This is a genomic window from Catellatospora vulcania (genome assembly GCF_009720385.1).
GTDB lineage: Bacteria > Actinomycetota > Actinomycetes > Mycobacteriales > Micromonosporaceae > Catellatospora > Catellatospora vulcania.
Map to the genome: position 1 here is coordinate 699,347 of NZ_ML769301.1, position 9,554 is coordinate 708,900.

At 69.5% G+C, this 9,554-nt stretch carries 6 protein-coding genes; 4 read left to right on the plus strand and 2 right to left on the minus strand.

What is annotated here, in order from left to right:
* Positions 1-26 precede the first annotated feature (26 nt).
* Positions 27-1,034 carry a hypothetical protein gene (locus F6W97_RS03085; protein WP_230686362.1) on the plus strand — a complete coding sequence of 336 codons (1,008 nt, stop codon included), beginning with the start codon at positions 27-29 and terminating at the stop codon, positions 1,032-1,034.
* A gap of 56 nt (positions 1,035-1,090) precedes the next feature.
* Here the strand turns inward: F6W97_RS03085 and F6W97_RS03090 are convergent, their stop codons facing one another.
* Positions 1,091-3,928, minus strand: coding sequence for an AfsR/SARP family transcriptional regulator (locus F6W97_RS03090; RefSeq protein WP_196278949.1), 2,838 nt, complete (start codon positions 3,926-3,928; stop codon positions 1,091-1,093).
* Between the two features lie 356 nt (positions 3,929-4,284).
* Between F6W97_RS03090 and F6W97_RS03095 the strand changes: the two genes are divergently transcribed.
* Both F6W97_RS03095 and F6W97_RS03100 read left to right on the plus strand, forming a co-directional pair.
* Positions 4,285-5,748 (plus strand): hypothetical protein, encoded by a 1,464-nt coding sequence (locus F6W97_RS03095; protein ID WP_155368545.1) that lies wholly within the window; start codon positions 4,285-4,287, stop codon positions 5,746-5,748.
* A gap of 19 nt (positions 5,749-5,767) precedes the next feature.
* Complete coding sequence (locus F6W97_RS03100) at positions 5,768-7,075, plus strand: Kelch repeat-containing protein (RefSeq protein WP_155368546.1); 1,308 nt, start codon at positions 5,768-5,770, stop codon at positions 7,073-7,075.
* Positions 7,076-7,196: 121 nt separating this feature from the next.
* Here the strand turns inward: F6W97_RS03100 and F6W97_RS03105 are convergent, their stop codons facing one another.
* Positions 7,197-8,111 (minus strand): TetR/AcrR family transcriptional regulator C-terminal domain-containing protein, encoded by a 915-nt coding sequence (locus F6W97_RS03105; RefSeq protein ID WP_230686363.1) that lies wholly within the window; start codon positions 8,109-8,111, stop codon positions 7,197-7,199.
* Between the two features lie 169 nt (positions 8,112-8,280).
* Between F6W97_RS03105 and F6W97_RS03110 the strand changes: the two genes are divergently transcribed.
* Positions 8,281-9,471 carry an FAD-dependent monooxygenase gene (locus tag F6W97_RS03110; RefSeq protein WP_155368548.1) on the plus strand — a complete coding sequence of 397 codons (1,191 nt, stop codon included), beginning with the start codon at positions 8,281-8,283 and terminating at the stop codon, positions 9,469-9,471.
* The last annotated feature ends 83 nt before the right edge of the window (positions 9,472-9,554 follow it).

Consider the following 9,554-nt stretch of genomic DNA (forward strand, 5'->3'; position numbering starts at 1 on the left):
TCGAATCGGATGCAGGGAGAGCAATCATGCTCGACAGGGTCAGGATCACCGGGCGATCCCTGGTGGTGGCCGTGCTGACGGCGGCGCTCACGACCGCCGGGCTGGCCGCCCCCACACCGGCGGGCGCGGCGGTCACCCGGGCACAGCTCGCGCTGCGCTGGGCGCCGATCCACTATCAGGACGTCGACGCCACCGGCAGCCACGCGCTGAGCGGGAAGTCGGACTACATCACGAAGGTCGACTTCGACGGCGACCTCAACGGGCGCAACAACTGGGACCGCACCGGCCAGGCCGGGGTGTCGCTGGCCGCGCACGCCTACTACTCCGTCGTGGAGACCAGCACCCACTGGTACCTCACCTACCTGTTCTTCCACCCGCGTGACTGGACCGACCACCCGTTCTTCGAGACCGAGCACGAGAACGACGGCGAGGGCGTGCTGCTGGTCGTCGAGCGCGACGGCTCCGACTACGGCGTGCTGCGCGCCGCGGTGACGGTGGCGCACAGCGACTTCTTCTCCTACACCCCGTCGGGCAGCACCTGGTCCAGTGGCCGGGAGAGCGTCGACGGCACCCTGCAGCTGCAGTCCTCGCCGCACGACGGCTTCCTGCACCCGGTCACCGCACAGGAGGCCAAGGGCCATGGGCTCAAGGCGTACCCGCAGTACAACATCGACGGTGACGGCCTGGTCTACTTCCCGTCGACCGTCGCCGAGACGCCCGCCAACGGCAACGACCGCGACGTGCGCTACCAGCTGATCGACATCTTCGCCGCCGGCGGGCTGTGGGCGCAGCGGGCCAACACCAGCCTGTTCGCGAGCGCGGGCACGTTCGCCGGGGACGACTCCGGCGACTGCGGCGACGGCACCTACGACTGCAGCACCAACTCGGCCAATGCGCCGTGGGGCTGGGACGACGGGAACGACCTGCCGGGCCGAGGGCAGCTCGCCACCGACCCCGCGAAGGTGTCGGTGGAATACTTCACGATCTCGGGGACGTTCTCGCGCAGCTACACCGACAACCCCTACCAGGGCTGAGCGCCCCCGGGTGCCCTCTCCCCGGCGGGGCGTGGGCACCCGGGGCGTCGCCCGGGTCAGTGAGGCGTTGCGGTGCGATCTCGATCCAGCACCGACGCCGGTCCGTCTCCCGACTGACGTTGCTGGATCGTCAGCAGGCGACTACGCGCCTGACCGGACCTGCCGAGCCCGAAGTACATCGTGCCGGCCAGGTACTGGTCGAGTGTCCGCCCGTACACCTCGCCGAGCCGGTGGCAGATCCTCTCGGACTCCCGAAGCAGCGTGGCGGCGCGATCGATCTCACCGAGTTCCCACGCCACTTCACCCAGCACGCTGGCGGCATGGGCGCACGCCATCTGATCGTCGTACCGGTGGCTCAACGCGTGTGACGCGGTCAGGTGTTCCTCTGCTGCTGTCAGGTCACCGGCCAAGAAGGCGGTGCTTCCCAGCCCGCGTAGTGCCTGAACCTGCCCGCGAAGGTAATTCGTGGTCCGGGCGGTGCGCAGCGCGGCGGAGAAGCGCTCGCCTGCCAGCGGCCACTGGGCCATATCCATATGGACCATGCCGACAAGGTAGCTGATGTACGACGAGGTGCGCAGGGAACAGGTCTCGTCGACCAGCTCGGCAGCCCGGCCCAGCCGGGCGAACGCGCTGCCGAGATCGCCGGTCATCCGGTCCAGGTGCGCGAGACCGCATTCACACACGGCCTCGCCCTGGCGGTCCCGAAGTTCGCTGAAGAGCTGCCGGGCCTCGGTGAGATAGCGGCGTGACGCCTCCTTCTGGTCGACGATCGCGGACAGCTCGCCCAGTCCCTGGGTCATCGCGGCCGTCCCGGGGAGGTCCGCGGCCTGCCGGACGGCCGCCAGCGCGAGATGGTGCGTGTGCCGCCAGTCGTCATACGTGCCCCGCGTCTCGAAGTATCCGACTGCGGCGCGGGCCAGCCGCCACGCGTGGGAGCTGTGACCGCCGGCGGCCGCCGCCGCGACCGTCGCGACGTAGCCGGGCATCTCAGCGGCCCACCAGGCGGATGGGTCGCCGAGCAGTTGCTCGTACAGCGCGGGAAGCCAGGGGCGGCGCCGTGAGGCGGGCGTGGGATCGAGGTAGCCGTGCGGTGAGCGCCGTTCGGCCTCCTCCGCCATGGCCAGCCATCCGTCGAGAAACCTGGTCCAGCAGGCGGCTCGCTCACCCTCCGGCAGGACCTGTTCGGCTTCCTGCCGGGCGAACAACCGCACCAGATCATGCAGCCGGTAGCGCAGCTGCCCCAGGGCATCATGACCGACCACCTCGAGCAGGTGGGCGTCGACCAGTTGCTCCAGCAGCGCGCGGGCGGTGTCGGGGTCGGTGTCCAGGACGGCGGCGGCGGTCCAGCCCGGAAAGTCGGCGGCGGGCAGCAGCCCGAGCCTGCGGAGCAGGTCTGCCGCAGGGGGCGTCTGGGTCCGATAGCTGATCGCCAGGCTGGCATGTATGGCCAGATCGCCATGGCTCAACTGGTCGAGCCGGCCGCGCTCATCGGACAGGGATTCGACCAGATCGCTGACGTTCCAGTGCGGACGATGCGCGAGACGGGCACCCGCCACCTGCAACGCCAGCGGCAGCCGGGCGCAGAGCTCGATCAGCCGATGCGCGGCCCGGCAATCGACGTCGACCTGTTGGGCACTGCTGACCTGGCGCAGCAGGGCAAGCGCATCCGCTGGACTCAGCTCACGCAGCCGCAGCCGCCGGCTGGTGTCGAGACCGCCGAGCGCGCTACGACTGGTCACGACCACCGCGGACCGGCCGGTCCCGGGCAGCAGTGGCCGGACCTGCCGCTCGTCGGTCGCGTTGTCCAGCACGATGAGCACCCGGCGCCCCATCAACGTCTCCCGGAACAGCGCAGCCCGTTCGTCGAGCCCGTCCGGTATCGCGCTGTCCGCGACGTCCAGTGTGCGGAGGAACTGCGCCAACACCTCGGCCGGGTCGGCCTGGCGTTCGTCGAGACCGCGCAGGTGGGCGAAAAGCTGGCCGTCAGGAAACTGCTCCCGCAGCTGATGTGCGACGTGCACGGCCAGTGCCGTCTTTCCTATGCCGCCCATGCCGTATATCGAGACGATCGCCGGTGTCGGCGTGACGGCGTCGGCCGTGGACATGATCGCGTTGCGGATCGTGCGGATGTCGCCGGTCCTGCCGACATAGGCCTGCCGATCGCGGGGCAGCTGACATGGCGCCGCCGATTCCGGCGACGTGGCAAACGGCCCGGGGGCCGGGCGCGACCCGCCCCGCAGCAGCTGTACGTGCAGCGCCTGTAGTTCCGGCCCGGGCTCGTCACCCAGTTCCGAAGCGAGGCGGCTTCGCAGCTGTGCGAAACACGCCAGCGCGGCGCCTCGTTCGCCGGACTGGTCGAGGGCGCGCATCAGCTGGCCCACCGGTCTTTCGGCCAGCGGATTCGCACTGACCATCGCGGTCAACTCGTTCACCAACCCCCGGCCTTGACCGAGCCGCAGCTCCACATCGATGCGGTCGGCGACCACGTTGAGCCGTTGCCGCTCCAGGCTGTGCCGCATCCGTTCCATCCAAGCACCTGGCAGCCCGGCCAACGCGGGTCCACGCCACAGCTTGAGCGCCGCCCGCAGCAGCGCGGCCCGACCTGCGTCGTGATCGTGCGGCAGGTCCCTTGCCTGGTCGACCATCTCCCGAAATTGCGACAGGTCCGATTCGACCTTCGGCGCCACCAGTTGGTATCCGAAGCTGGCGCGCCGGATCTGGACCAGCCCATCGGTGCGCCGCAACGCCGCCCGCAGGCGACTGACATAGGTGTAGAGGACTTCGCGGCCGTGCACGGGCGGATCGTCATCCCACACCCGCTCGGCCAGCGCCTCAGCCGGCACCACATCGGGAGCCGAGAGCAGCAGGACGGCGAGCACCGCACGCTGCTTCATAGGACCGATAAGGACATTCGCTCCGCTGGAGTGCAACTCCAGCGGTCCAAGCATGCGGAACTGCATCGCTTTCTGTGCTCCCCGTGTGAACAACACCTGACTCGAACGATCCGCACCTAACCAGGCCGTCAAGGCGCACGCAAGGTTCCTGAAAGGACGATGAAAGTTCGCGGGCGCAGAGTCGGTGATGCATCTCCGGCCAGGCGGAGACGCGTCGCCGTCCACTCGTTCTGTTCCGGCCTCATCGCTGCACGTCAGCTGCCGTGGCCGACGGACTGCGTCGCCTGTCGCCGGCTGGCCGACACGCGGTTGACGAACGTCCGCTGCGACAAAACGATCGAGGGGCTTGCACTTTCATGCAAAGAAACAACAACCGCCGGCTACTCGCCGCCGCGCTGACCGTTCTCGCCGCGGTCGCGCTCGGGGCGATGTCGGCGACGCCCGCCCATGCCGCCCCGGCGATGCCGGCCTTGGCGCCGGGCGCCTCCGACTACGTCAAGAACGATCCGCAGAAGACGTGTGACCCCAGCAACAAGCCCGGACCTGTCAGCTTCAAGAACCTGCTGATCCAGACGTACGGGTCACGCAGCTGGAACATCGGGCGTTCGTGCAGCGAAGCAGGAACCAGCGAGCACAAAGAAGGACGCGCCCTGGACTTCGGCTTCGACGCCGACAACGCGACCCAGCGGGCGCAGGCCTACGACCTCATCAACTGGCTGTTCGCCACCGACCAGCACGGCAACCGTCATGCCGTTGCCCGCCACCTGGGTCTGATGTACGTCATCTGGGACCGCAAGATCTGGGGCGCCTACAACGGGCCGTACAGCGAGCGGACCTACTCCTGCGACGGCACGCCGAGCGGCTGCCACACCAATCACATCCACTTCAGCTTCAGCTGGAGCGGCGCCCTGCAGCAGACGAGCTGGTGGACCGGGCGGGCGAACCGGCCGGCTTTCGAGGCGAGCAGCGCGAACGGTTGGCAGAACCTGCCGACCGGCATCGGCGGCGCAACGCGGCTGGCCGCGATGACGGTCGGCACCAACAAGTACGTCTACACGCTGGTCAACGGCAGTGTGTACGAGGCGAGTAGCGCCAACGGCTGGCAGAACCTGCCGACCGGCATCGGCGGCGCGTCAGCGGTCGCCGCGATGTCGGTGGGCACGACGAAGTACGTCTACACGCTGGTCAACGGCAGCGTGTTCGAGGCGAGCAGCGCCAACGGCTGGCAGAACCTGCCGACCGGCATCGGCGGCGGTCGAGCGTCGGCGCTTGCCGTGATGTCCGTCAACGGCACCAAGTACATCTACAGCGTCATCGACGGCAGCGTGTTCGAGGCGAGCAGCGCCAACGGCTGGCAGAACCTGCCGACCGGCATCGGCGGCGGTCGAGCGTCGGCGCTTGCCGTGATGTCCGTCAACGGCACCAAGTACATCTACAGCGTCATCGACGGTGGCGTGTTCGAGGCGAGCAGCGCCAACGGCTGGCAGAACCTGCCGACCGGCATCGGCGGCGGTCGAGCGTCGGCGCTTGCCGTGATGTCCGTCAACGGCACCAAGTACATCTACAGCGTCATCGACGGTGGCGTGTTCGAGGCGAGCAGCGCCAACGGCTGGCAGAACCTGCCCACCGGCATCAGCCTCGCGTCCACGGTCGCCGCGATGTCCGTCGGCACCACCAAGTACGTCTACACCGTCGTCGACGGTGGCGTGTACGAGGCGAGCAGCGCCAACGGCTGGCAGAACCAGCCCACCGGCATCGGCGGCGCGTTCGCGCTGACCGCCATGTCCGTCAACGGCACCAAGTTCATCTACGACATCTGACGAAGGAATCAACCCCCTCATGAACAAGGTTCTACAGCACGTGGTCACAGCCGCCGCGGCGGCGACCGCTCTCGTCGGAGGGCTGGCTCTGACCGCCTCTCCCGCCCATGCAGCCCTTCCGGACTACTCCTGCGGCACGGTCGTCAGCGCCGACAGCACTACGGCGACGCAGCTCAACGGAGTCCTCACCGGCAGCCTCCGCAACGCCATGACGGCCTACCGCGTGTCCTGCGCCCGCGCGATCATCAACACGGTTCGGAGCAGGGGTCTGTCCGAGCGGGCCGCGGTCATCGCGATCACGACGTCCATCGTGGAGACCACGCTGCGCAACAATCCGAACCAGGAGGACCATGACAGTGTGGGCCTCTTCCAACAGCGAGCCAGCTGGGGTTCGTTCGACCAGCGCATGAATCCCACGTGGTCCACCAACGCCTTCCTCGACGCGATGTTGCGGAAGTACCCGAACAACTCCTGGCAGTCCGCTCAGATCGGTGCGGTGTGCCAGGCCGTACAGGTGTCGGCATACCCCGACCGCTACCAGGTCCAGGCGCCCGATGCGCAGAAGATCGTCAACGCGCTGTTCGCGGCGAACCGCCCGGTGTTCGAAGCCAGCAGTGCGAACGGCTGGCAGAACCTCCCCACCGGCATCACCGGCTCCTCAGGGGTGGCGGCGATGTCCATCAACGGCACGAAGTACGTCTACACGCTGGTCAACGGCAGCGTGTACGAGGCGAGCAGCGCCAACGGGTGGCAGAACCTGCCGACCGGCATCGGCGGCGCGTCGGCGGTCGCCGCGATCTCCGTCGGCACGACCAAGTACCTCTACACGCTGGTCAACGGTGGCGTGTTCGAGGCGAGCAGCGCGAACGGGTGGCAGAACCTGCCGACCGGCGTCACCGGCGCGTCGGCGCTGGCGGCGATGTCCGTCAACGGCGCGAAGTACGTCTACACCGTCGTCAACGGCAGCGTGTTCGAGGCGAGCAGCGCCAACGGGTGGCAGAACCTGCCGACCGGCATCGGCGGCGCGTCGGCGGTCGCCGCGATCTCCGTCGGCACGACCAAGTACCTCTACACGCTGGTCAACGGTGGCGTGTTCGAGGCGAGCAGCGCGAACGGGTGGCAGAACCTGCCGACCGGCGTCACCGGCGCGTCGGCGCTGGCGGCGATGTCCGTCAACGGCGCGAAGTACGTCTACACCGTCGTCAACGGTGGCGTGTTCGAGGCGAGCAGCGCCAACGGGTGGCAGAACCTGCCGACCGGCATCGGCGGCGCGTCGGCGGTCACGGCGATGTCCGTCGGCACGACCAAGTACCTCTACAACAGCTAGCGGGCGAGCTGCTGACATACAGCAGCCCAGACCACGGGGGCCTGTCTGCCGGCCGGCTCGGCGAACCAGCCGACGGCACCGGCAGGCGGGCCCCACCTGCCCGGCGAGCGGCATCATCTCGTCAGTTCGGCAGGATGCCGTGGAGGAAGCGGGGCAGGCCGTAGTCGAAGACGGCGTCGAGGCCGAGTTCGAAGTCGGGGATCGCGGAGATCCGGGCGACCATCGGGAAGCGGCCGGACCCGATCAGGTCGTCGAACGTCGCGGCCTGGCGCTCCATCCACTCGTCACTGGACATGCCGGTGTGCTGGGCGGCCTGCGCCTCGGTCGCGAAGCCCATGGCCAGCCCGCGTACGAAGGCGAAGATGCTGAGGTGGATCTGCATCATCTCGGTCTCGGACAGGCCCAGCGAGTCGAGCGCGGCCAGGGACCATTCGGTGTACTTCATGCCGTGCGGCGCGAACTCCGGCCGCGTGATCGACATCGCGGGGGCGAGCCAGGGGTGCCGCCGGAAGATGCCCCACAGCTGCCGGCTGGCGACCGTGAGCTGCGCCTGCACGCCCTTGGGCGGCACCGCGGGCAGCGGGGCCTCCGCGAACGCGGCGTCGATCATCAGGCGGACCAGGTCGTCCTTGCCGCGTACGAACCGGTAGAGGCTCATCGTGGCCAGCCCGAACTCGGTGGCCAGGCGGCGCATGGAGACCGCCTCCAGGCCTTCGGCGTCGGCTAGCGCCAGCGCGTGGCGCACCATCTGCTCGCGGGTCGGCTCGGCGGCGGCCGGGCGCTGACGCCGCTCGCGCCGTACGGGTTCGGCGGGCTCGTCCCGGTCGGCCACGATGGTGCCGACTCCTCGTACCGCCTCGACCAGCCCTTCGGCGCGCAGTGCGGCCAGCACCTTCGTCGCGGTGGCGATGGCCACGCCCCACTCGGCGGTGATCTGTCGGGCAGAGGGCACCCGGTCGCCGGGGCGCAGCTGCCCGCCGTCGATCTGTGCCCGGATCTGCCCGACGATCTGCCGGAACGGCGCCTCAGTGCTCACGCGTACTAGTACACCAGATCCGTCCTCGCGCTCGCCCACCGCGCTCACCTCGCCCGGTGTACTAGGTAGCGTACTAGTACACGCATTACCTTGTTGCAGCTCAACCGCGTGCCTCCTTACGGTGTTCCCAGTGACGCGTACAGCGTACACAGAGACTTGGGGGATACCGATGAAGAAGAACACCGTACTGATCTCGGGCGCCAGCATCGCCGGACCGGCGCTGGCCTACTGGCTGCACCAGCGGGGCTTCGCGGTGACCGTGGTGGAACGCGCGCCCGGCATCCGCCCCGGCGGGCACGCCGTCGACATCCGCGGTGTCGCCAAGGACGTCTGCGCGCAGATGGGCATCATGCCGCAGATCACCCGCGACCGGGTGCACGAGGAGGGCTTCGCCTGGGTCGACGCGACCGGCCGGCGCACCTCGGAGATGCCCGCGACACTGGCGGGCGGCGAGGGCATCGTCGCCGAGTACGAGATCCTGCGCGGCGACCTCGCCGACATCCTCTTCGACCTCACCCGCGCCGACGTCGAGTACCGCTTCGGCGACCGGATCACCGCGCTGGCCGACGGCGCGGACGGTGTGAAGGTCGAGTTCCGCAGCGGCCGCACCGAGGTGTACGACCTGGTCGTCGGCGCGGACGGGGTGCACTCCGGGGTGCGCGCGCTCGCCTTCGGGCCGGAGGAGCGGTTCATCAAGCAGCTCGGCGCGTACACGGCGTACTTCACCATGCCCGCGCAGACCGACCTGGACCCGCACTGGTTCCTCATGCACGGCGTCCCTGGCGGGCGCTGCGCGGGCATCCGGCCGGAGAACGACCGCACCGCCAAGGCCATGCTGACCTTCCGCGCGCAGGGCCGCGTCGTCGACCCGCGCGACGTCGAGGCCCAGAAGCGCCTGCTGGCCGAGGTGTACGCCGGCGACGGCTGGCGCGTGCCGGCCATGCTCGACGCGATGTGGGACGCCCCCGACTTCTACTTCGACGTCGTCGGGCAGGTGCACATGCCGCACTGGACCTCCGGCCGGGTCGCGCTGCTCGGCGACGCGGGCTACTGTGCCTCGCCGCTCAGCGGCCTGGGCACGAGCCTGTCCCTGGTCGGCGCGTACGTGCTCGCCGGTGAGCTGGCCGCGGCCGGCGGCGACCACGTGACCGCGTTCGCGGCGTACGAGGAGCAGCTGCGCGGGTACGTCACGCAGTGCCAGAAGCTGCCCCCCGGCGGGGTCAACGGCATGCTGCCGATGTCGGCGACCGCGATCCGGCTGCGCGACGTCAGCACCCGGGTGATGACCCGCCGCCCGTTCTCCCGGCTGCTGCAGATCCAGGCAGGCAAGGCCGACGCGATCACGCTGAAGTCCTACTGAGCGGGCGTGGGGGGGGGGGGGGGCGGGGGGGGCCCGGGGGGCACCGGCGGGGGGGGGGGGGCGGGCCGCGGGGACGGGGACGG